This window comes from Paraburkholderia dipogonis (assembly GCF_046027395.1).
GTDB lineage: Bacteria > Pseudomonadota > Gammaproteobacteria > Burkholderiales > Burkholderiaceae > Paraburkholderia > Paraburkholderia dipogonis_A.
In genome coordinates, this window is record NZ_JAQQEG010000074.1 from 1 (window position 1) to 20,531 (window position 20,531).

Annotated in this window: 27 protein-coding genes and 2 tRNA genes; 16 read left to right on the forward strand and 13 right to left on the reverse strand. The window is 63.5% G+C overall.

The features are described 5' to 3' along the window. Positions 1-77: 77 nt before the first annotated feature. The 6 genes from PQR32_RS40310 to PQR32_RS40335 form a co-directional block, all read right to left on the reverse strand. On the reverse strand, positions 78-872 hold the full coding sequence (locus PQR32_RS40310) for a cystine ABC transporter substrate-binding protein (protein WP_408240947.1): 795 nt from the start codon (positions 870-872) through the stop codon (positions 78-80). A 235-nt stretch (positions 873-1,107) separates the two neighbouring features. Beyond that, positions 1,108-2,169: a quinone-dependent dihydroorotate dehydrogenase gene (locus PQR32_RS40315; RefSeq protein ID WP_408240950.1), complete on the reverse strand. Its 1,062-nt coding sequence runs from the start codon at positions 2,167-2,169 to the stop codon at positions 1,108-1,110. An 81-nt stretch (positions 2,170-2,250) separates the two neighbouring features. Beyond that, the gene (locus PQR32_RS40320) at positions 2,251-3,072 is read right to left on the reverse strand and encodes an arginyltransferase (RefSeq protein ID WP_408240953.1); all 822 of its coding nucleotides are present in this window, start codon (positions 3,070-3,072) and stop codon (positions 2,251-2,253) included. Positions 3,073-3,188: 116 nt separating this feature from the next. Beyond that, the gene (gene aat / locus PQR32_RS40325) at positions 3,189-3,926 is read right to left on the reverse strand and encodes a leucyl/phenylalanyl-tRNA--protein transferase (protein ID WP_408240955.1); all 738 of its coding nucleotides are present in this window, start codon (positions 3,924-3,926) and stop codon (positions 3,189-3,191) included. 9 nt (positions 3,927-3,935) lie between these two features. Further along, positions 3,936-4,481 carry an NUDIX hydrolase gene (locus PQR32_RS40330; protein ID WP_132374874.1) on the reverse strand — a complete coding sequence of 182 codons (546 nt, stop codon included), beginning with the start codon at positions 4,479-4,481 and terminating at the stop codon, positions 3,936-3,938. 375 nt (positions 4,482-4,856) lie between these two features. Continuing rightward, positions 4,857-4,933: transfer RNA gene (locus tag PQR32_RS40335), tRNA-Met, on the reverse strand. 235 nt (positions 4,934-5,168) lie between these two features. Here PQR32_RS40335 and PQR32_RS40340 point away from each other — a divergent pair. Together PQR32_RS40340 and PQR32_RS40345 are read left to right on the forward strand one after the other, a co-directional pair. After that, on the forward strand, positions 5,169-5,666 hold the full coding sequence (locus PQR32_RS40340; RefSeq protein WP_408240958.1) for a heme-degrading domain-containing protein: 498 nt from the start codon (positions 5,169-5,171) through the stop codon (positions 5,664-5,666). 10 nt (positions 5,667-5,676) lie between these two features. Then, on the forward strand, positions 5,677-6,009 hold the full coding sequence (locus PQR32_RS40345) for a DMT family transporter (RefSeq protein ID WP_408241009.1): 333 nt from the start codon (positions 5,677-5,679) through the stop codon (positions 6,007-6,009). A 31-nt stretch (positions 6,010-6,040) separates the two neighbouring features. Here the strand turns inward: PQR32_RS40345 and PQR32_RS40350 are convergent, their stop codons facing one another. After that, positions 6,041-6,433 carry a hypothetical protein gene (locus tag PQR32_RS40350; protein WP_408240961.1) on the reverse strand — a complete coding sequence of 131 codons (393 nt, stop codon included), beginning with the start codon at positions 6,431-6,433 and terminating at the stop codon, positions 6,041-6,043. 74 nt (positions 6,434-6,507) lie between these two features. Next, positions 6,508-6,699, reverse strand: a complete 192-nt coding sequence (locus tag PQR32_RS40355; protein WP_408240964.1) for a hypothetical protein — start codon at positions 6,697-6,699, stop codon at positions 6,508-6,510. Between the two features lie 289 nt (positions 6,700-6,988). Between PQR32_RS40355 and PQR32_RS40360 the strand changes: the two genes are divergently transcribed. Together PQR32_RS40360 and PQR32_RS40365 are read left to right on the forward strand one after the other, a co-directional pair. Next, entirely contained in the window at positions 6,989-7,267 is a 279-nt protein-coding gene (locus PQR32_RS40360; RefSeq protein ID WP_408240967.1) for a hypothetical protein, read from the forward strand. A 176-nt stretch (positions 7,268-7,443) separates the two neighbouring features. Beyond that, positions 7,444-7,728, forward strand: a complete 285-nt coding sequence (locus tag PQR32_RS40365; protein WP_041758889.1) for a DUF1488 family protein — start codon at positions 7,444-7,446, stop codon at positions 7,726-7,728. A 210-nt stretch (positions 7,729-7,938) separates the two neighbouring features. On the opposite strand, the gene PQR32_RS40370 is transcribed toward PQR32_RS40365, so the two are convergent. Beyond that, entirely contained in the window at positions 7,939-8,937 is a 999-nt protein-coding gene (locus PQR32_RS40370; RefSeq protein ID WP_408240970.1) for an NAD-dependent epimerase/dehydratase family protein, read from the reverse strand. 134 nt (positions 8,938-9,071) lie between these two features. Between PQR32_RS40370 and PQR32_RS40375 the strand changes: the two genes are divergently transcribed. Continuing rightward, on the forward strand, positions 9,072-9,953 hold the full coding sequence (locus PQR32_RS40375; protein ID WP_408240973.1) for a TetR/AcrR family transcriptional regulator: 882 nt from the start codon (positions 9,072-9,074) through the stop codon (positions 9,951-9,953). Positions 9,954-9,999: 46 nt separating this feature from the next. After that, entirely contained in the window at positions 10,000-11,136 is a 1,137-nt protein-coding gene (locus PQR32_RS40380; protein ID WP_408240976.1) for an enoyl-CoA hydratase/isomerase family protein, read from the forward strand. Positions 11,137-11,233: 97 nt separating this feature from the next. Here PQR32_RS40380 and PQR32_RS40385 read toward each other — a convergent pair whose 3' ends face one another. Then, positions 11,234-11,659: a hypothetical protein gene (locus tag PQR32_RS40385; RefSeq protein WP_408240979.1), complete on the reverse strand. Its 426-nt coding sequence runs from the start codon at positions 11,657-11,659 to the stop codon at positions 11,234-11,236. Between the two features lie 584 nt (positions 11,660-12,243). Here PQR32_RS40385 and ssuD point away from each other — a divergent pair. Genes ssuD through PQR32_RS40405 form a run of 4 tightly spaced genes read left to right on the forward strand, consistent with a single transcriptional unit; the run spans position 12,244 to position 15,576 of the window. Then, on the forward strand, positions 12,244-13,404 hold the full coding sequence (ssuD, locus tag PQR32_RS40390) for an FMNH2-dependent alkanesulfonate monooxygenase (protein ID WP_408240982.1): 1,161 nt from the start codon (positions 12,244-12,246) through the stop codon (positions 13,402-13,404). A gap of 56 nt (positions 13,405-13,460) precedes the next feature. Next, positions 13,461-14,303, forward strand: coding sequence for an aliphatic sulfonate ABC transporter permease SsuC (gene ssuC / locus PQR32_RS40395; protein WP_408240985.1), 843 nt, complete (start codon positions 13,461-13,463; stop codon positions 14,301-14,303). Then, positions 14,300-15,313, forward strand: coding sequence for an ATP-binding cassette domain-containing protein (locus tag PQR32_RS40400; RefSeq protein WP_408240988.1), 1,014 nt, complete (start codon positions 14,300-14,302; stop codon positions 15,311-15,313). The genes ssuC and PQR32_RS40400 overlap by 4 nt, the downstream gene beginning before the upstream one ends. A 47-nt stretch (positions 15,314-15,360) precedes the next feature. Then, positions 15,361-15,576, forward strand: a complete 216-nt coding sequence (locus PQR32_RS40405; protein ID WP_028198179.1) for a TOBE domain-containing protein — start codon at positions 15,361-15,363, stop codon at positions 15,574-15,576. A gap of 8 nt (positions 15,577-15,584) precedes the next feature. On the opposite strand, the gene PQR32_RS40410 is transcribed toward PQR32_RS40405, so the two are convergent. Further along, the gene (locus PQR32_RS40410) at positions 15,585-15,890 is read right to left on the reverse strand and encodes a hypothetical protein (RefSeq protein ID WP_408240991.1); all 306 of its coding nucleotides are present in this window, start codon (positions 15,888-15,890) and stop codon (positions 15,585-15,587) included. Between the two features lie 150 nt (positions 15,891-16,040). Here PQR32_RS40410 and PQR32_RS40415 point away from each other — a divergent pair, with 150 nt between their 5' ends. From PQR32_RS40415 to PQR32_RS40425, 3 genes are all read left to right on the forward strand, one after another. Continuing rightward, on the forward strand, positions 16,041-16,238 hold the full coding sequence (locus tag PQR32_RS40415; protein WP_408240994.1) for a hypothetical protein: 198 nt from the start codon (positions 16,041-16,043) through the stop codon (positions 16,236-16,238). 112 nt (positions 16,239-16,350) lie between these two features. Then, on the forward strand, positions 16,351-16,596 hold the full coding sequence (locus PQR32_RS40420; RefSeq protein WP_408240997.1) for a hypothetical protein: 246 nt from the start codon (positions 16,351-16,353) through the stop codon (positions 16,594-16,596). 84 nt (positions 16,597-16,680) lie between these two features. Continuing rightward, positions 16,681-17,049, forward strand: coding sequence for a glyoxalase superfamily protein (locus tag PQR32_RS40425; RefSeq protein ID WP_408241000.1), 369 nt, complete (start codon positions 16,681-16,683; stop codon positions 17,047-17,049). A gap of 150 nt (positions 17,050-17,199) precedes the next feature. Here PQR32_RS40425 and PQR32_RS40430 read toward each other — a convergent pair whose 3' ends face one another. After that, positions 17,200-17,466 (reverse strand): hypothetical protein, encoded by a 267-nt coding sequence (locus PQR32_RS40430; RefSeq protein ID WP_408241001.1) that lies wholly within the window; start codon positions 17,464-17,466, stop codon positions 17,200-17,202. A 628-nt stretch (positions 17,467-18,094) separates the two neighbouring features. Between PQR32_RS40430 and PQR32_RS40435 the strand changes: the two genes are divergently transcribed. The 3 genes from PQR32_RS40435 (at position 18,095) to PQR32_RS40445 (ending at position 19,623) form a co-directional block, all read left to right on the forward strand. Next, the gene (locus tag PQR32_RS40435; RefSeq protein ID WP_408215164.1) at positions 18,095-18,340 is read left to right on the forward strand and encodes a hypothetical protein; all 246 of its coding nucleotides are present in this window, start codon (positions 18,095-18,097) and stop codon (positions 18,338-18,340) included. Between the two features lie 117 nt (positions 18,341-18,457). Further along, positions 18,458-19,459 carry a tRNA dihydrouridine(20/20a) synthase DusA gene (dusA, locus tag PQR32_RS40440; protein ID WP_408241004.1) on the forward strand — a complete coding sequence of 334 codons (1,002 nt, stop codon included), beginning with the start codon at positions 18,458-18,460 and terminating at the stop codon, positions 19,457-19,459. Between the two features lie 88 nt (positions 19,460-19,547). Beyond that, positions 19,548-19,623: transfer RNA gene (locus PQR32_RS40445), tRNA-His, on the forward strand. A 77-nt stretch (positions 19,624-19,700) separates the two neighbouring features. On the opposite strand, the gene PQR32_RS40450 is transcribed toward PQR32_RS40445, so the two are convergent. Further along, a complete protein-coding gene (locus PQR32_RS40450) occupies positions 19,701-20,069 on the reverse strand; it encodes a hypothetical protein (RefSeq protein ID WP_408241006.1) in 369 nt (122 codons plus the stop codon). Positions 20,070-20,531 lie beyond the last annotated feature (462 nt).

The window sequence follows — 20,531 nt, forward strand, 5'->3', positions numbered from 1 at the left end:
CATAAAAAAATTTTTCTTCATCCGGGGGGGGGGGGGGCCCGGCCGCCGCCCCCCCCCTTCGTTTCAGTCAGCGCGTCTTACTTGATCGGCTTGCTGACGTCGATGCCGAACCACTTGTCCGAGATCTTCGAGAACGTGCCGTCCGCTTCGAGCTGGGTCATCGCGTCGTCGATCGCCTTGGCGAACTTCGGATTGCCCTTCCTGAACGGAATGCCGGAAGGGTTGCCCGCGCCGACGTTCGCGCCGGTGCGCAACGGCAACTGCGAGTTCTTCATCAGGTAAGCGAGCATCAGACGGTCGTTGAGCGCCGCGTCGAGACGGCCGGCGGCCAGATCGCGCAGATACTCGGGCGCGCCCGGATACGTCTTCACGTCGATGCCCGGCACCGACTTCGCCATGTCCATGTAGTTCGTGCCCAGACCGACGCCGAGCTTCTTGCCCTTCAGGTCGTCGAGCGACTTGAACTGGCGCGTGTCGTCCTTACGCTGGATCAGTTGCGCGGCCGAGTACGTGTAGGCCGGCGAGAAGTCGAGCGCCTGCTTGCGCGCGTCGGTGATGCCGACCTGGTTGACGATCACGTCGAACTTGTTAGCCTGCAAACCGGCGATGATGCCGCTCCATTCCGTCGTGACGAATTCCGGCTTCACGCCGAGCTTGGCCGCGACCGCCTTCGCGATGTCGACGTCGTAGCCGACCAGCTCGCCCGACGGCGCCTTCGAATTGAACGGCGGGAAGGTGCCTTCGAGGCCGATGCGCAGCGTGCCGCGCTGTTTGACCTGATCGAGCAGGTCGTCGGCGTGGGCGGCGACTGCGGTGAACGACGCGCCGATCAGGCCGGCGACGAGAATCTTTTTAAGCAAGCCAAATTTCATCGAGTTCCTTTTTTGTTCGTCTGGCGTTTTAGCAGACGAAAGCGTAACAAAGCAGACTATCGAAATCAAAATACCGTTTGTTTATGTCTATATTACTGGCGCGGGGCGCGGGGCGCGGGGCGCGGGGCGCGGGGCGCGGGGCGCGGGGCGGGAGACGCGAGACGCGAGACGCGGAGTGGGCGCAGGGCCCGGCGCCACGGCGCGGCCGCTAGTGCGCCGCTCAGCGCCGTCGGGTTTAACGCAGCGCTTGCGCGCATTCGGCCACCAGCGCCGGTCCGCGGTAGATGAACCCGGTATAGAGCTGCACCAGCGATGCGCCGGCCGCCATCTTCGCGCGCGCGTCGTCGCCGGAAAAAATCCCGCCGACGCCGATGATCGGCACTGCTTCGCCGACTTCCGCGCGCAGCTTGCGGATCACTTCATTCGACGCGTCGAACACCGGCTTGCCCGACAGGCCGCCGGCTTCGTCGCCGTATTGCATGCCCGCAACGGCCGTGCGCGAGAGCGTGGTGTTGGTGGCGATCACGCCTTCGAATTGATGACGCAACAACGTGTCGGCGATCGACTTGATCTGTTCGTCGTCAAGGTCCGGCGCGATCTTCAGCGCGAGCGGCACGAGCTTGCCGTGCATGTCGGCCAGACGCTGCTGCTTCTCCTTGAGCGCCGCGAGCAGCGCGTCGAGTTCGCCCGCGCCTTGCAACTGGCGCAGATTCTTCGTATTCGGCGACGAGATGTTGACCGTCACGTAGCTGGCGAACGGATACACGCGTTCGAGGCAGTACAGATAGTCTTCGGCGGCGCGTTCAATCGGCGTATCGGCGTTCTTGCCGATGTTCAGACCGAGAATGCCGCGATAGCGCGCGGCCTGCACGTTCTTCACGAACTGGTCGACGCCCGCGTTGTTGAAGCCCATCCGGTTGATCACGGCGTTCGCCTGCGGCAGCCGGAACATGCGCGGGCGCGGATTGCCCGGCTGTGCGCGCGGCGTCACCGTGCCCACTTCGATGAAGCCGAAGCCGAGCGCGGCGAGGCCGTCGATGCAGGCGCCGTCCTTGTCGAGGCCCGCCGCGAGTCCGACCGGATTGCGGAACGTCAGCCCCATCACGGTGCGCGGCGCATCCGGCACGCGCGGCGCGAGCGCGCCCGCGAGGCCGGTTCGGCCGGCGGCGCCGAGCATGCGCAAAGTAAGGTGGTGAGCGTCTTCCGCGTCCATGCGAAAGAGTTGGGCGCGTACAAGCGGGTAGAGGGAACTGAACACGGGACGAAGCCGGGCGGCCGGAAAATGGGAACCCGCCATTTTACCGGCTTTGGGGCTTTAATGAGACCGACTGGCGGGATCGGGCGGCGGCCCGAGCGGACCGCCTTGGCTACGGCTTGGCTATGGCTTGAACGGTGCGCGCTTGCCTTGAATCGCCAGATCGACCGGCGGCAGGTCCACGCCCGTCGGATCTAGCACGCGCCAGGCGCCGTCGATCAATCCCTCGAGCGGCCGGAAATTCGCCTTGTACGCCATCTTCGGACTCTCGCGAATCCAGTAGCCGAGGTACACGTAAGGCAGCTTGAGACTGCGTGCCTGCTCGATCTGCCAATAGATGTTGTAGGTGCCGAAGCTGGTGTTCGGCAGCCCCGGCTCGAAAAACGTGTACACCGAGGAGAGCCCGTCGCCGAGGATGTCGATCATGCTGATCATGCGCAGAATGCCGGGCGCATCCGGCCGGTCCCGCAGCGGCTCGCGGAATTCGACCAGCCGCGAGTTGATCCGGCTTTGCAGCAGGAACTGCTCATATTGATCGCGGCTGTCGCGATCCATGCCGCCGCCCGCGTGCCGTGCCGACTGATAACGCATGTAGAGCGCGTAGTGTTCTTCGTCGTAGTGCAGCGGCGCGACGGTCGCGATCAGTTCGCCGTGTTTCTTCCACACACGGCGCTGCGTGCGGTTCGGCTCGAACTGGTCGACCGGCACGCGCACCGGCACACAGGCGCGGCAGCCGTCGCAATACGGTCGGTACGTGAACACGCCCGAGCGCCGGAAGCCGGCCTTGACGAGGTCGGTGTAGACGTCGGAGTTGATCAGGTGACTGGGGGTGGCGACTTGCGAGCGCGCGATGCGCCCGTCCAGGTAACTGCAGGGGTAGGGCGCCGTTGCATAAAATTGCAGCGCCGAAAGCGGGGAAAGAGGCAGCTCGTTGGGATGAGTCACGTTGGCAGCTCTCGAAGCGTCTCTGGTAATGCAAACCCGGCGCCTTGCGGTGGACAACCCGCGGCTCGTGACCCGCGGCTCGGTAGGCGACGGATCCGGATTCGGCCTGATTCTTCCTACGCCGCTGGCGCAACGACGTCGAGCAACGCGGTCTTGTCGAAGCGCCAGGGAATCGGCGGCGCCTCGACCGACGCGCGAACATGCGCGATGAACGCCTTGCGCGCTATCTCGCGACCGCCTAGCGACGCCAGATGCGACGTGTTCTGCTGGCAGTCTATCATTTCTATTTCGTGACGGCGTAAGTGTCCGACAAGCGCAGCCAGCGCCATTTTCGACGCATCCGTGACCTCCGCGAACATGGATTCGCCGAAGAACATTCTGCCGAACGACACGCCGTACAAACCGCCGACTCGCTTGCCTTCGAACCAGGTTTCGATGCTGTGCGCGTCACCCACACGATGCAGCGACGAGTACGCTTCGACGACATCCGCGGTGATCCATGTGCCGCGCTGTCCGCGTCGCGGCGCCTGCGCGCAGGCGCGCATCACCGCGGCGAAATCATGGTCGACACGGATTTCCCACGCGTCTTCGCGCAGCACACGCTTGAGCGTCTTGCGCAGCGACGGTGCCACTTTGAATTCGGCGGGGCGCAGGACCATGCGCGGGTCGGGGCTCCACCACAACACCGGCTGGCCGTCCGAATACCACGGGAAGATGCCGCGCCGGTAGGCGTCGATCAGCCGCGACGGCAGCAGGTCGCCGCTGGCGGCGAGCAGGCCCGGCGCGCCACTGGTCGCGCCGAGGGCGCGCTCGACGGGCGGAAACGGATCGTCAGGTCCGAGCCAGGGAACCATGCGCGCCGCTCAACCTTCGCGCAGCGAGCGGAAGATGTCGCCCGTGTGCAGGCCGAAGCTGCCGGCGGCGCGGTCGGCGAAAAAGAAACGCAGGGTCTGGCCGACCGTGGGAAAGGCAATCTCGTCCCACGGGATTTCATGTTCTTCGAAGAGCTTCACTTCGAGGCTTTCTTCGCCGGCGGCAATGTCGAGGTCGAGCAGGCGCGCCATATAGAACAGATGCACCTGATGCACGTGCGGCACGTTCAGCAACGAGAAGAGGTTTTGCACTTCGACGCGCGCGCCGGCTTCTTCCAGCGTTTCGCGCGATGCTGCTTCGGCGGTCGTCTCACCCATTTCCATGAAGCCCGCGGGCAGCGTCCAGTAGCCGTAGCGCGGTTCGATCGCGCGACGGCACAGCAGCACTTTCTCGTCCCAGACCGGGACGGTGCCGACCACGTTGCGCGGATTCTGATAGTGCACCGTGCCGCAACTGCCGCATACGAAGCGCTCGCGGTTGTCGCCAGGCGGAATGCTCAGGCTGACGCCCTGGCCGCAGACAGAACAGAATTTCATAGGAAGGGGACGAGAAAGGGTGATAGGAGTTTATCACTGGCACGCGGTTTTTCTCAGGCCGCAAAATAGCGTCGCGCCGGATTCCGCGGCCGGTGAGGTCGGTGCGCAGGGGCGCCGGACACTGCTCGCAAATGGCGCAATCATTTTGTTCGGAATCCGGAGTATCTTGCGCGCGAGGCTTGATCCGAGGGCGTGGATGGCGTCACGGGCGGGGCGATTTGCCGTCAGGAACCGCTGATGAAATCAGACTGGGGAAGAGAAAAGCGGGGAATGCGCAGCGCGCCATGAAATATTTGGAAAGAAAAACAAAAAAGGCCTGCCGGTTGGGCAAGCCTTCAATGTTGTTTTCGACGTATCCGACCAATTTGGTGCACTTGGTTGCGGGGGTAGGATTTGAACCTACGACCTTCGGGTTATGAGCCCGACGAGCTGCCAGACTGCTCCACCCCGCGTCCGTCGAAGAAAAGATTATAGAACAAAGCGAATAGCTGTGCAATAGCTATTTAAGAACCAGCTTCAATCCACGGGATATGGATCCGCGCGTGAGGTCTGAAGGTCGCCGTACGCATTGCCCGCGTCGCATGCCGGAAGGCCTGCGTAAGGCGCTGCGCTAGAATTCAGATTCCTCTCGCGACGCCGCCATGCACGCACGGCGCACGCTCCACCTCTTACCTTGCTCTGAACTCCATGGATATCGCTCACGATCTGCAGGTGATTGCCGCTCAGGAACATGCGCTGGTGTTCCCACAATTTGATACCGACCGCGCGTGGCAAGTCGGCGCCTATCTGCACGAGGTCGCCAAGGCGCGTGGTATCCCCGTTGCGATCGACGTGCGCACCTTCGGTCAGCCGCTCTTCTTCAGTCTGCTCGACGGCGCGACGCCGGACAACGTCGATTGGGTGCGCCGCAAGAGCAACACGGTCGCGCATTTCCGCCGCAGCTCGTACGCGATCGGACTGAAGATGCAGCAGGCCGGCGGCACGCTCGCCGACAAGCACGGCTTGCCCGCCACGGAGTACGCGTCGCACGGTGGCGCGTTTCCGCTGACGGTGGCGGGCGCGGGCGTGATCGGTTCGATCACGGTGTCGGGTCTGCCGCAGCGCGCCGATCACGAACTGGTCGTGGAAGCGCTGTGCGCGCATCTCGGCCACGACTACAGCAAGCTCGCGCTTGCAAAGGCCTGAGGCGATGCGGTTGCCTCCTTATGCGTTGCTCGGCATTGCCATCGTGGCCGAAGTGATCGCGACCTCCGCGATGCGCGCGTCGGAGGGCTTCTCGCGGTTCCTGCCTTCAGCGGTGGTCGTGCTCGGCTACGGCGTGGCGTTCTATTGCCTGTCGCTCACGCTCAGGAGCATTCCGGTCGGCATCGTCTACGCGGTGTGGTCCGGCGCCGGCATCGTGCTGATCACGCTGGTCGCGGTGCTGCTGTACCGACAGGTGCCCGACGTGCCGGCCGTCATCGGACTCGGGCTGATCATTGCCGGAGTTGCCGTGCTGAATATGTTTTCGAAGATGCAGGCGCACTGAGCCGCGGCACGGACGCAGGCGCCGCGGGCGATTATTTGCAGCGCACGATCATCGAGCGGTTTTTCACGTTGGCCGACACGACGTTCGTGACGCTGCCGCCCGCCGTGCCGCCTTCGTCATTGTCTTTCGACACGATGTCGTAGCCCGTCGCGCCACATGCCTTGCCGGCCTGCACGTAGCACGAAGCCCAGCTGGAAGCGGCGTCGGCGCCGCTGCAATTCACGGCAAAGCCAGTCTGTCCGTTCGGCAGATTGATCAGCGACGTGGTGTTCGACGATGCGCAGCCGGCGAGGGCCGCCGCGCCGAGCAGCAGGGCGGCGGGAAGGGCGGCCAACAGCGAGGTCCGGCGAACGAGAGCAAGCACTGAGCGGGTTCGCAAGCGGTTGAAGCGGCCGGCGCGGCGCAGTTGCGTCATGAAATGCATCGTGTTGTTTCCTTTCAGATTGATATTCGGGCTAGGCACGCAGACCGGGAGCGCCTGCTGAACGTCGGGACAGGTCAGGGCGTTTCGATCGTAATGCCCGCCGCGCTGACCTTCCGGCGGCTTTCCTCGCCTTCTTTAGTGGCCGCGTCTTCCCAGATGCTGATGGCTTCTGGAATGTCGATGCCGTGGCTTTCGGCGTAAGCAAACCATGTGTTCGCCGCATCCGGTTCGGGCAATTCGTGGTTTTGCAGAAAATATTTTCCCATATTGCACTCGCTGAACTCGAAAAGGCGTCGTGGCGGCAGCACGGACCGTGCCGATGATCCAGTTCGACCGGCGCGAGCCGAACAAGTGCGATCGGGGTGCATCGCCGCGTGGCTCGACAGAACTATTCGGCTCCCGAGGCGCCTTACATACTGGCTGGCCGCGCGCCGACGCGCGTGCTGCACCGGCCGCGCGGTCGCAGCCGGCGACATGAAGGTCAACGCACGGGCAGACGTATCGAGCGCAGTTCCACGCGGCGTCCGCCCATGAATTGCAACGAGGAGAACGAATATGGCTGAACGGGTCAGCGGCCCTTACCGTGGTTATTACATCAGCGCCGCCGCGCGCCTCGTGCCGGCGGCGGATACACCGGCCACGACCGCCGGCAGTGCGAGCGGGACTTACGTCGGCTCGGTGAGCCTGGCTGAACACGGTCCGGACGATCCTCACCGCATGGAAACCTTGCTCGAACTCGGCGACGGGCAACGCTTCAGCAGCGAAGAGGAGGCGCTCGTTTTCGTCGAGCAGGCGGGGCGCGATTACGTCGACCGCTTGTTGGGAGGCGCTTGATGGCGGTGAGTGAGGTGGAGATAAGCATTACTGCGAGCATCGACAAAACCGCTGATGAAAGCGCTGCGGCAGGCTGGACCGCGGTCCGGCCGCGCGAGTACCATATCGACGTTGTCCGGGGCCGGCCGGTTCTCGCCGGCGCCGGTTCCCTGCCGGATCTTTCTGATGAGGCGACCATGGAAATTCGGTTTCCCGCGGACGCGCCCGCTTACCGCGACTCGAATCTGACCGTTGTCTTTCCCGCACTGGTGGATGGCGAGCCGGTGCCGTGCGCGATCTCGGTCGAAGCGCTCGAGGATCACTTCGGCGCCTACTCGGAGGACCTGGAAGGCTGGATGCGCGCGTTCGACGCCGGACGTCCGCGCATCGAAGCCGTCGCGCGCGAGCACTTGCAGATCAGTAACGGCACGCCCGTGCTGCTCAAGAGCGGGCATTTTCCGCCGGGCAACGTGGCGGGGTAATCGGGCTGCCCGAGAGAGAATGCGGCCATGCGGACTCCATCGCATCGCAGCGGATTCGGGGGATGGGCGCGGCTATGAGCAAGTGCGACTGAGCGGGCCGAGCAAGCCCGGGCGCGTTTGCATGCGCTGACCTGAAACGTCGGACGCTACAACCAACAGCGAAGCTCGCGGCCGCCACTCGCCACGTCCAGGCGGTCCTCGCGTCCACATTCAGGCCGCGCTCGCGGCGCTCCCGTTCGCTCCTGCATTTGCCGATGCCGCATCGCGTGCGGCATCGAACGCATGGCGAATCCCTTCCTGATAAGACGTCTTGGCGATCGGGCCAATCAGTTCAGTCAACGCCGAGTCGTCGAGCACGACCGGTTCGGTCATCAGGTAATTCATCTCCACCAGTTCCCGCATCAACGGATTGAACAGGCCGAGCACGCGCAGCAGGGTCTTGCCGGCCACCATCAGCTTCGGTTGCCGGCCCGCCAGCGCGTAGGCCTGCCGCGCCACTTCGCGCTGCGTGATGGTGCCCGCGCCGGCGAGGTGCCACCAGCGCCCATACGCTTCGGGCGTGCGCGTGAGTTGTTCGACCACTGGCCCGATATCCGGTAGATAGATGAATTCATGCGGCACATCCACCGGGCCGATCACCTGCGCGCGCTTGCCGTTCGCCGCGGCTTCGAACACGCCGTTCAGCAGACTGCGCTCGATCCCCGGGCCGTAGAAGTCGGGCAGACGCAGCACGAGGGTCGAGAGGCCGTCCCGTCCATGCGCCGCCAGCACCAGATTTTCCTGCGCGAGCCGCATTTGGCCCTTGAACGTATGCGGCTCACGCGGATGATTTTCGCGGATCGGATTGCCGCGCGCGCGGCCGTACGGATACACCGTGCCGATCAGAATGAAGCGTTCGACGCCCGCCGCCGTCACGCCGGCAAGCGTTCTGTCCATGAGCGGCGGATGCGCGGCGAACTGATCGTAGGGCACGCCGACCAGATAGATCACCGTCTGCAGACCTTGCGACGCCGCGCGGATCGACGCCGGGTCGTCCGGATTCCACGTGACGATCTCCGTGTGCGGATCGTGGCCGAACGCGGCTTCGAGTGGCTTTCGCGAGCGGCCGACTACCCGGTAATCGCGGCCCGCCGCGCCGAGCGCCGCCACGATGATCTGACCGGCCGCGCCCGCGGCGCCGAATAAACCCACCTTGCCTGTGACTTCCATGACGACTCCTTGAAGCGGCGCCGCATCGCGTCCGCATAATTGTGACTGATGGTATAAAATTTAATAAACGCCGTTCAGTGAACAGTGTTCAGTTTAATTTGACTTTTCAGTTTGTCAACCGGAGAATGTTCGTCATGGGAATCGCCGAACGAAAGAACCGCCAGAAACAGGCACTGCGCGAACGCATCCTCGATGCCGCGCGGCGCATCGTGATGCGCGAAGGCTTTGCCGCGCTGTCCATGCGTAAAATCGCCGACGCCATCGAATATTCACCGGCCACGCTCTACCTGCACTTCGCAAGCCGCGACGAGATCGCGCAGGCGTTGTGCGCGGAAGGCTATGCGCAACTGCTGGAAACGTTTGTGCCGCTTGCGAGCATCGCCGATCCTGCTGAGCGGCTCAAGGCGCTCGGGCGGGCTTATGTGGCGTTCGGCGTCGCCCATCCGGAAACGTACCGGCTCATCTTCATGGAAGATCCGAGCTACACCGGCGCGGCGTTGAGCGGCGCGCCGAAGGGTAAGGCGGTGGCGGGCGAGGACAGCGGCGTCACTGCGTCGGACGAAGCGAGCGGTGAAGCGGCCCCGCCTGAGGACGATCCCGGCGAGGCCGCGTTGCACATCATGATTTCCGCGCTCGAAGAGCTCAAAGCGGCGGGGCGTCTGTCGGCATCGACGGACGTGGCCGTGTGGGCCGAGGCGTTCTGGGCGAACCTGCATGGCATCGTCGCGCTCAACCTCACGTGTCCCGTGTTTCCGACCGCGCCGCTCGATACAGTGGTGGACGTCGCGCTCGACGCCTGGCTGGGCGCATCGCCCACAACGCAATCGCCGGGCACCACGGCCACCGCCGGCACGCGCAAGAAAAAATCCCCTGGCGCGCGCACCGAATCGCCGGTGGAACCAGAGCGGGAACCAGACAACGAACCTGCCCTTGAGCTGCCCAGCAAAAAATCGGCGAAAGCAGCGGCCGGCAGCGTCCCCGCGCCGGCGACCAGGCGCAAAGCCGCAAGTGCGTGATAACGTTCAATTCCACCTCATTTTGCGCCGTTGCGCTTAGCTCTCCATGTCCATTTCAGCCTCGCCCGCCGTCAGCGACGAAGTCGCGACTTACGTAGCCAACCGCATCGGTTTCATCGAACTGGAAAGACCGAAGGCGCTCAACGCGCTGTCGACCGGCATGATTCGCGCGATGCACGCGGCGCTCGACCAGTGGCGCGAAGATCCGGATGTGCTCGCTGTCGTGGTGCGCAGCCAGCATCCGCGCGCGTTCTGCGCGGGCGGCGACATCCGCTTTCTCTACGAGTCGGCGCAGCGCGGCGAGCATGACGCGCGCGACACGTTTTTCATCGAGGAATACCGGCTCAATCACGCGATCTTCACCTATCCGAAGCCGTATATCGCGTTGATGAACGGCGTCGTGATGGGCGGCGGCATGGGCATTTCGCAGGGCGCGCATCGCACCGGCGGTCTGCGCGTCGTCACCGGTTCGATCAAGATGGCGATGCCCGAAACCCGCATCGGGCTCTTTCCCGATGTCGGCGCGGGCTGGTTTCTGGCCCGCACGCCGGGCGCGATCGGCCGCTATCTGGCCGTGACCGGCGAAACGATCGGCGCGGCCGACGCGCTCTACGCGGGTCTCGCCGACACCTACATCGACGACGCGGCATTGCCCGCGCTGGTCGATACCTTGCGCGGCGAGCGGTTCGAGCGCGGCGCGGAGGTGGTGGCGTGCGTCGAGCGCGGGACGCTCGCGCATCAGGTCGTGCCGCGACCGGAGGCGTCGTCGCTGGCGAACACGCGCGCGTTGATCGATCGTCACTTCGCGTTGCCGGATGTCGCGCGGATTCTCGCTTCGCTCGAAAGTGAGCGCGACGGCGGCGGCGACGCCGCCGATTGGGCCGAACAGATGATTGCGGTGTTGCGCGAACGTTCGCCGTTGTCGATGGCGGTGTCGCTGGAAGTGGTGACGCGCGCCGAGGGTTCAATGGCTGACGTGCTGCGCAGCGATCTCGATCTGACGCGCTCGAGCTTTCTGCACGGCGACACGATCGAAGGCATACGCGCGCGGATCATCGACAAGGACAACGCGCCGCGCTGGCGCTTTGCGCGCATTGAAGACGTGAACGCCGCCGAGGTCGAGAAGATGTTCGAGAGCCCGTGGCCGGCGAACGAACACCCGCTGCGGGATTTGCGCGGTTAAGGCGCGAGCGATTCTAACTTCACCATGCTATGCGGCCCTTGCCGGCGGCATAGCGTTGCGATCAACTTGCCGCCAGGCCGCCAGGCCGCCAGGCCGCTCAATCCTCGTCTTCGCTCGCCATGAACGCGCGCATGAACACCAGCGCGCCCCAGCCCCACATCGCATTCGCCGCGAATGCCACGGAGAGGCGCGGCAGCATGTTGCCGCTCGGCCAGATGCCGCGCAGCGGATCGATCACGAACACGCTCGCCGCCGTCAACGCGATGCCGCCGAACACGAAGGCCGGCACCCACGGCGCACGTCGTTGCGGCGCGACGCGCAACAGCCACGCCATCAGCACGGCCCAGAAGGCGCTCCAGATCGCATTGGCGATGAACTCAGGCAAGCCGAGCGGTAAAAACGGCGCGGTCGAAAAACCGGTCGGGTCGATCATCCCGGCTGCATGCAGCAGCGCCAGCGTCGATTCGTGGAAGAACAAGGAAGCCAGAAAACCAGCGACGAACGGCAGGATGAGTTTTTGCATGCATTGCACCGCCAGGGTACAGGCGGCGTGGTTCGCATGGCCTGCACCGGGATTATTGGAAACGTGCGCCATTATATAGAGTGCCCCCTAACCTGTCGCTTCGCGCCAGGCCCCCGAGGGGCGCGAGAAAACTTGGGGCGGCCCGGCGTTTTCTCGCGAGCGCCACCCCCATTCCAGCGTGCACAACGCGCAACATCCGTATGCTTTAGCGTCGGGCTAATCACGAAAGTGGAAAACCTAAGCTAAAAAAAATCGTTCAAAAGCCGCAGCCCGATCCATAGACTGTTTCTCCATGTAGACGGCGTTTGCCGCCGTCGCCGTTTAATCGAGCGCATGACGCGCACGTTTGGTCGAGGGAAGCTGTCGCGATGTCCTGCCTGATGCCGATCTTCACCCGCCGTATGGCGCGCGCGCGCCGGCGGGTCCGCTGTCGCCGCTAGCCAGCGCCGCTACCGAATTTTTTCCGCCTCTTTGCGATGCACCGTCCGGCTGCGTGCCGGAGGGATGCGCGCGGTCGGCGTGTGCGCGAACGCTCGACGCACCGTCTCCGTTCAATCCAGTTTCGACCATGCAGGAGCAGCAAAATGAATGTGTTCTGGTTCATTCCGACTCACGGCGACAGCCGCTATCTCGGTACGTCCCAAGGCGCACGCGCAGCCGATTACGACTATTTCCAGCAGATCGCCGTCGCCGCCGATACGCTTGGCTACGAGGGCGTGCTGCTGCCGACGGGCCGCTCGTGCGAAGACGCATGGGTCGTCGCGTCGAGTCTGATCGCCGCGACCAGGCGGCTGAAGTTTCTGGTGGCGATTCGCCCGGGCATTTCGTCGCCGGGTCTGGCCGCGCGCATGGCGGCGACCTTCGACCGTTTGTCGAACGGGCGTCTCCTGATCAATGTCGTGACGGGCGGCGACGCGGCGGAACTGGAAGGCGACGGCGTATTCGTCGATCACGACACGCGCTATGAAATCACCGACGAGTTCCTGCACATCTGGCGCAAGCTGCTCGCCGCCTCGCATACCAACGACGCGATCGATTTCGAAGGCAAGCATCTGAGTTCGAAGGGCGGCAAGGCGTTGTATCCGCCCGTGCAGAACCCGCATCCGCCGCTGTGGTTCGGCGGTTCGTCGCCGGCCGCGCACGACATGGCGGGCGAGCATATCGACACCTATCTGACGTGGGGCGAGCCGCCCGCCGCCGTGGCGAAAAAGATCGCCGACATTCGCGCGCGCGCCGCGGCGCATGGCCGCCAGATCAAGTTCGGGATTCGTCTGCACGTGATCGTGCGCGAGACGGAAGAAGAAGCGTGGGCCGCCGCCGACAAGCTGATCAGCAAACTCGACGACGAAACCATCACGCGCGCCCAGGCCTCGTTCTCGAAGATGGACTCCGAAGGACAACGCCGCATGGCCGCGCTGCACGGCGGCAAGCGCGGCGGCCGCGCGGAGCTCGAGGTCTATCCGAATCTGTGGGCGGGCGTGGGCCTTGTGCGCGGCGGCGCGGGCACGGCGCTGGTCGGCAGTCCGGAGCAGGTGGCGGCGCGCATGAAGGAGTATGCCGATCTCGGCATCGACACCTTCATTCTGTCGGGCTATCCGCATCTGGAAGAGTCGTATCGCTTCGCCGAACTCGTGTTTCCGCTGCTGCCGAACCGTCAGAACAAGGTTTCGAATGGGCCGCTGTCGGGGCCGTTCGGCGAGATCGTCGGCAACAACTATCTGCCGAAGGCGGCGAGTTCGAGCTGAGCGTGCGCGCTGCAAACGGCATGCACGACCATCGATAAGCAATGAGGAACGCAAGCATGGCTCAATCCACTGTGAGCGCCGGGCGGGACGAAGGCGCCGACGCCGGCGCCGCTTTGAACACATTGCGCCGGATCGGCGCGCATCTCGCACCGTGGCTCGCGCCGCTCGCGATTCTGCTGGCGTGGGAATTCGCCGCGCGCAGCGGCGTGCTGTCGACGCGCGTGCTCCCCGAACCGCTCGCGGTCGTGAAGGCCGCGTGGTCGCTGATCCAGTCCGGCGAAATGTGGGCGGACGTGAAGGTCAGCACGTGGCGCGCGGTGTCGGGGTTTGCGATCGGCGGCGGTATCGGTCTCGTCCTCGGACTCGCGACGGGTCTGTTCAAGCCCGCCGAGATCGCGCTCGACTCGACCGTGCAGATGATCCGCAACATCCCGGCGCTGGCGATGATTCCGCTCGTGATTCTGTGGTTCGGCATCGAGGAGCAAGCGAAGGTGTTTCTCGTCGCGCTGGGCGTGTTTTTTCCAATCTATGTGAACACGTTTCACGGCATCCGTTCGGTCGACGCCAACCTGATCGAAATGGCGCGCAGTTATGGCGTGAAGGGTTTCGCGCTGTACCGGCATGTGGTTCTGCCGGGCGCGTTGCCGTCGATTCTGGTCGGCGTGCGCTTCGCGTTCGGGCTGATGTGGGTCACGCTGATCGTCGCCGAGACCATTTCCGCGCAATCGGGCATTGGCTACATGACGATGAACGCCCGCGAATTCCTGCAAACCGATGTGGTGGTGGTCGGCATTCTGCTCTACGCGGCGCTCGGCAAACTCGCCGACGTGCTGGCCAAGAGCCTCGAACGCGTGACGCTGCGCTGGCACCCGGCCTATCAGCGAGGAGCGAAGTCATGAACGCGACGACCTTGTCCACGTCGTTCGGCGGGATTGCCGGCAGCGATCTCGAAGCCGAGCTGGCGCAACCGCGCACCGTCGATCATGACGCGCACGAAGCCGCGGACGTCGAATACGCCGATGCGACGCATCATCATCCAGCTCGCGTGGATGCGCGGGTTGGCGTGGGACTGTCGGCCGGCGCGCTCGCGCGCAACGACGCCCGTCGCGCCGCGGATCATTCGGTGGAATTGCGCGGCGTGGGCAAACGATACGGCGAGCGCCAGGTGCTGTCCGATTTCAATCTGTCGATCGAGCGCGGCAGTTTCGTGGCGATCGTCGGCCGCAGCGGCTGCGGGAAATCGACTTTGCTGCGGCTCGTCGCCGGTCTGGAGAAGACCACCTCGGGCGTGCTCGAAAAGCGTACCGAAGACGGCGGCCCGCTCGACACCCGCATCATGTTTCAGGACGCGCGGCTGCTGCCCTGGAAGAGCGTGCTGCAAAACGTGATGCTCGGCCTCGGCCGCAGCGCGCGTGAGGACGCGCGCGCCGTGCTCAACGAAGTCGGCCTGCTGGAGCGAGCCAACGATTGGCCCGCGCAGCTTTCCGGTGGTCAGCGTCAGCGGGTGGCGCTGGCGCGGGCGCTCGTGCATCGGCCGCAATTGCTGTTGCTCGACGAGCCGCTTGGCGCACTCGATGCGTTGACGCGCATCGAAATGCACGCGCTGATCGAGCGCCTGTGGCGCGAGCATCAATTTACCGCGCTGCTGGTCACGCACGATGTGCATGAAGCCGTGGCGCTCGGCGACCGGATCCTGCTGATCGAAGAAGGCCGCATCGCGCTCGATCAGCCGGTGCCGTTGGCGCGTCCGCGGGCGCGCGCATCGGCGGGTTTCGCCGCGCTCGAAGAACATGTGTTGCAACGCGTACTGAAGACGGCGCCGAATGACGACGCGCTGTCCCATCGCGCGTACGACGCACGTGACGAAGGCCGCGTCACGCGGCCGACAGACGTCCGCTGGGCCGTCTGACATTCCTTGATTGACTGTTTTTAATCGCTTCACTGGAGCCACACGTTATGACCATTTCCGCAATCAACGTACGCAATCAATTCAAAGGCAAGGTCAAGGAAATCATCCGCGGACCGGTGGTGTCCGAAGTCGATGTGGATACGCCGTTCGGTATCGTCACCTCGGTGATCACCACGCGCTCCGTCGACGAACTCGACCTGAAGGTCGGCTCGGAAGTGGTCGCGCTGGTGAAGTCGACCGAGGTGTCGATCGCGCGCCTGTGAGGTCCGCGCTATTTCGCGTTCGCGCCGCTGGCGGGCGGCTCGTGCGTCATCCTGTCGTTGGTCGGCTTGGTCGGACGCTTGATCGGCATGTTGTCGGGATTGCTCGAGCCACCTGAGCCGGAGGCGGCCTCGGGCGGCTTGACCATCGACGAGTTGTCGTTTGGCGGCACTGCCTGGGCCGTTTTTTGCGTTGTTTGTCCCGCTTGTTGCGCCTGACCCGGTTTCGCCGTCTGTGCGAATGCCACCGCGCCGTTCGTGCCGGCTACCGCCAGCGCGACGCCCGCTATCAGCACCGCCCGCCTGCTTCGCTCCATGTCCGTCCTCCTTGGCGACGCCGCCTGCCGGTTTCGCCGCTGTCACGCTGGTGGGATGACTTCCGCCACGCAACCCGCGTGCCTCGACGCGCGCCTGCATACGTCCCCGAAACTTGCTAGGATGAATTGAGCATGTAGACGGAGACGGCCATGTCGAAGTCATTGAGTCCTGAAGCGGTCGAAGCCTTGCGGCGTCTGAACGACGTCGGCGTCGGACAGGATGCGCCGAAACTGGCGCAGTCCATTACAGCCGAATTGCTGGCGGGCGGCCTGGTTGCCGAAGCGAGCGGCGGCGACGTCGAAATCACCTGCAACGGCCGGCAATATCTTTCTGGCGATTGCGATTGATCGTCAACGCAAGGTCGGCCTGACGCTCAGGCTGAAGGGTTTCGCGAGCCGTCGAGCGTGCTCGCCGGACAAGGCTGGCCGTCACATCGGCGGCGACACCACGGAGGCGAACATGGAGCCGAAGGGCCTCGACATGGGGGACTACCAGGAGCGCTATCAGGACTACGACATCGAGGTCGCCGTCGAGCAGGTGCTGACGGGCGTCAAAGCGCATTTTCGGGTGTTGCGGGGCGCGGTTGTGGTGGTCAACTGGCGGCTCGTGCATATCGACAGCTTATGGTGCACCGAGCATGCCGCGGCCGAGGCGGGCTTCCGCGCGGCGCGCGAAGTGATCGACGCTGGGGGCCTCGCCGCCTAGCCTGACGTTCCTTGCGCACCTGGGTGAAATTGCGAACGCATTCGATTAAGCTGGCTGTCCCGTCATGACTAGCTGGAGACCGCTGTGCATCTCGCGCGCGCCATCCCGATCATCCGTATCTTTTCCGAGCAAAAAGCCCGGGAGTTCTACGTGGACTTTCTCGGCTTCACTGTCGAATGGGAACACCGGTTCGAAGAGAATTTTCCGCTCTATGCGCAGGTGCGGCGCTCCGATCTGATCCTGCACTTGAGCGAGCATCATGGCGACGCCACGCCGGGTTCGACGATTTTCGTGCCGATGCAGGATATCGACGCGTTTCATGCCGAACTTCAGCGCAAAGACTACAAATATGGAAAGCCGGGCGTTGAAACGTTGCCGTGGGGAAGGGTGCTGGAGACGGTCGATCCGTTCGGCAACCGGATCCGGTTTTGCGAATCGCCTAAGGGCGAATAGGCGGGGCGAACAGTCGCTGAGCAGTGAGTCGGGCGTCGTCATGCGATTGCAGTGCCGCGTAAACGCAACTGGGCGCCGGCATCGAGACTGCATGCGCGGCGCCCAGTTTACCGGTTGCCCTCGTGAGGCAGCCGGTTCAACGGCAACTGCTTAGTGGCCGAAGAAAACCGATTGCGGGCCCGAAACCGGCTCTTTGGCGCCCGATTGCGACGACACGTCTTTCACGCCGCCGTAGGCATTCGATTGAGCGTTGGCGCGTTCAGCTGCGACGGTTTGTGCATTCTGGCCTTGTTGCGAAGCCGGTGCGCCGACCGACGGACGGTAGAACGGTGCCGGGCCGTAGCCGCTGGCAAAGGCGGGAGCAGCGATCGAGGCAGAAACAGCAACCAGCAGGGCGGCGATGAGCTTGGTCTTCATGGTGTGACTCCGATAACGTTTCGACTTCAATTCAGGAAGGCGTCGCAGGGGCCGGTGAGGTGTGTCTGCAACGTCGATGGGAGGCAGTGTATACCCCTACTATTAAAAATTTGTACCGATAATCTGAAATTACTGTTCTTGATTCTGAAATAATCGACTGAAGGTAGACGGGACAAGCGTCAGCGGTGGTCCGACCCCGCGAGCCAAGCGTGTTTGGGCGTTAAAGACCCGGTTCGCGGCGCGGGTTAATCGCGATTAGTAGCGTGGTGCGAATCGGATTTCAGTCCGGATTCGTTGCCTTGGAGAGCACTTCGATGGACCTGTGGATTCAACCGTGCACAGACTGCTTCGATCTTTATGGCTTGCCGGCCGCTCATCGCCCGCATGACAACCTGACGTTGAAAAGTCGCGGGGCAGTGAAGGACGAGCGAGCGGAGGAGCACTACACGTGCGTGCGTTGTGGAGCGGCGTTCGCGCGCGTCCTTGCCGGTGAGCCTCGAAAGCAGATATGGATGTTGCTGAACGCGGGACAACACTGATGGTTGATCTGTTCTGCGAGGGGCGACCGTTTCGCATGCCCTCGTGACTCCGCTGTAAAGTTTTCGGCGCGGCTGCCGAAAACGGGAGCATGAAATACTTCTTCGACTACAAGCTCGCCGATATATATGGCTATGGCATGGCGGTATATATTGCCGCTGAAACTTCCGATTTGCAGCGTGCGATCGATTTGACGAACGCACGGCGCCTGCGCGCCGGGCGACGTCTGATCGAGGACGCGCGTATCGAGGACGTGCTTTCGGCCATGCGCAACACCGGCTTGCTGCAGGCTAAAACGGATGAGGGCGGAACGAACGTCTCGGGCGCGACTCGCTGAAGCTCGGCGTTTGGGTGTCAAGCAATCGAAGCGCAGGTGACGAGTAACCCGCCCGGGCCGGCGATTTCACGCCTTGCGGTAAAATCGGTGTTTTGAATCAAGCCGTCTGGCCGCCCCATGTCTTCACCTCACACTCCCAGTCCGCGCCGCGTATCGGTCGCACCCATGATGGACTGGACCGATCGTCATTGCCGTTCCCTGCATCGCGTGATCTCTCGCCATACGTGGCTCTACACGGAAATGGTGACGACCGGCGCGCTGCTGCATGGCGACGTGCCGCGCCATCTCGCGTTCACGCCCGAGGAAGCGCCGGTCGCTCTGCAACTCGGCGGCAGCGAACCCGACGACCTCGCGCGCTCGGCGAAGCTCGGCGAGCAATGGGGCTACGACGAAATCAATCTGAACTGTGGCTGCCCGTCCGAGCGCGTGCAACGCGGCGCGTTCGGTGCGTGCCTGATGAACGAGCCGCAGCTCGTCGCCGACTGCGTGAAGGCCATGCGCGATGCAGTGTCGGTGCCGGTCACCGTGAAGCATCGCATCGGCGTCGATGCCGTGGAAGAGTACGGTTTCGTGCGCGATTTCGTCGGCACGATTGCGGACGCCGGCTGCAACGTGTTCGTCGTACATGCGCGCAACGCGATTCTCAAGGGCTTGAGTCCGAAGGAGAATCGCGAGATTCCGCCGCTCAAATATGAGTACGCGTATCAGTTGAAGCGCGACTTCCCGCATCTGGAGATCATCATCAACGGCGGCATCAAGACGCTCGATGAAGTCGAGACGCATCTTCAACACGTCGACGGTGTGATGCTCGGGCGCGAGGCTTATCACAACCCATATCTGCTGGCCGATGTCGATGCACGCTTCTATGGGGCGACGGAAACGCCGCTGACTCGCGAACAGGTCGAAGCGAAGTTGATCGAGTATTGCGCCGCTGAAATGGCGCGCGGCACGTATCTCGGCGCCATCACGCGCCATGCGCTCGGCCTCTATCGCGGCGAAGCGGGTGCGCGTGGATGGCGCCGTGTGTTGTCCGATAGCAAGCGGCTCGCCGCGCGCGATCTGACGATCTTCGACGAGGCAAGACAGCATCTGCGTGAGCCCATCGAAATTTTTGAATAAAGGACTAGGCAAACGGAATTCTTGTTCGTATAATCTCGTTTCTTCATCGACGAGCCAAGTTTTACGGCGAGTCAAGCAGATGTCAGTGGTGGCTGTAGCTCAGTTGGTAGAGTCCAGGATTGTGATTCCTGTTGTCGTGGGTTCGAGCCCCATCAGCCACCCCAAAGAATTCATGCAGTAAAAGTTTTGCGAACGGCGTTGTGAGAAATCACAGCGCCGTTTTTGTTTTGGGTTCGCGGTTTCAACGCCCGTGTCCTCCGTGGCCGCCACCGCCGCCGCTCCACGAACTTCCTCCGCCGCTAGCGCTGCTGCCGCCGTGGGATCCGCCGTATCCACCGCCATGCCAGCCACCGCCACCGCCGTGCCAGCCGTTTCCGCCATGCCATCCATGGCCGCCATGCCAGTACCCGCCGTGGTAACAGCAGGACCCACCCCAGCCGCCATAGATACCGACGCTGCCATAAACCGGCGCATACGGCGGCCCGTACGCATAGCCGTAGTCAGGGTAATAAGGTTGCGCGTAGCCATAGTCGTATCCCGGTGCGACCGCGCATCCGGTCAGACTGGCCGTCACCGCCAACAGCGCCATTGATGCAATGAGCCTGCTCACGATTTTCTCCTTCGTATGTGATTGAGAAAAAACGTACGGCCAGGAGTTCAGCAGCATTTGTGTCCGCAAATTACGGTTGACGCATGACACGGCGCCGCAATCAGACATGCATGGCGATCGAAAGCAATGGCGATAAGGCGCGGCGACACCTTTCAAGACTTTAGCCATGCGTCGTGCTGTAACAGTTAGTTAAATATTCGAAACGAAACTGTAGGGCGCGCCTGTTAAGTTGCCTTCAGACAATTACCTTCGACTCCCGACCGTGCCGCTTGCCGGGCTGGAAGAAAAGATCGCACTCGCTCACTGTCAGGATCGCTCGATGCGAAGCCTGCAAAAATCCAGCCGTCAATGAAGCAAGATCCACAGCCGGCTAACGCATCGGAATGGCGCGCCGAAGGCGACGCCCGCGCCGCGGGGGGGGGGCGCGCCCCCCCCCGCCCCCCGGGCGCACCCCCCCCCCCC